1 protein-coding gene is annotated in these 962 nt (G+C 70.3%); it reads left to right on the top strand.

What is annotated here, in order from left to right; all coding sequences use genetic code 11:
• Window positions 1-962, top strand: a 962-nt coding sequence (locus tag ACODRW_RS24260; protein WP_488906914.1) for a type VI secretion system Vgr family protein, incomplete at both ends; no start/stop codon positions are given.

The following is a 962-nucleotide window of genomic DNA, read 5'->3' on the forward strand; positions in this document are numbered from 1 at the left end:
GTCTTCGGCGACGACATCGACGCCTACGTCCGCACCGGCCGCGATCCCGCCCAGCCGCCCCAGGGCGGCGTCAAGCTCAAGCTCCGCCCCCAGGCCGGCATGGCCGACAACGAAGAAACCCTGAGCCGTTTCGAACTGGCCGCCCAGCCCATCCGCGCCCGCCTCCAGCGCAAGGACTACAACTACCGCGACGCCAACCAGCCGCTGCTGGCCGAAGGCGGCCCGCCGGCCAACACCCCCGGCGCCCGCGGCGTCGATTACCAGTGGGGCGAACACTACAAAGACCCGGAGCAGGGACAGCGCGCGGTGCTGATCGCCCAGCAGCGCGAGCATTGCCGCCAGTGGATCGCCGCCGGCGACGGCAACTGCCTGCAAGCCTTCGCCCCCGGCCAGATCTTCAAGCACGACGGCCCGGCGCTGGCTCCGGCCCCGGACGGCTGGCTGCTGGTCTCGGTCCAACACCAGGGCGGCCGCCGCGACGCCTACCGCAACGCCTTCACCGCCACCCCCGCCGACCGGCCCTATCGCCAGGAACGACTAACCCCGGTGCCGCGCCTCCCCGGCGCGCTGCCGTCCCGCGTCGTCGCCCCGGAAAAAACCTATTACGGCGCCATCGACCTGCAAGGCCGCTATTGCGTGCGCCTGCCTTTCGATCTGGACGAATGGTCGCCCGGCGGCGACAGCCGCCCGCTGCGGCTGGCCCGGCCTTACGCCGGCCCGGAATACGGCCTGCACTTCCCGCTGCACCCAGGCACCGAGGTGCTGGTCAGCTTTGTGCTGGGCGATGTGGACCGGCCCTATATCAGCGGCTGCCTGCACAACTCCGAACTCAGCGACAGCAACCCCGGCGCGCACTGGGACAGCCGCAACCTGATCCGCACCTGGGCCAACAACAAGCTGCGGCTGGAAGACCGCAAGGGCCAGGAGCACATCAAGCTGGCCACCGAGTTCGACAAGAGCCA

This window comes from Chromobacterium sp. FG89 (assembly GCF_057808735.1).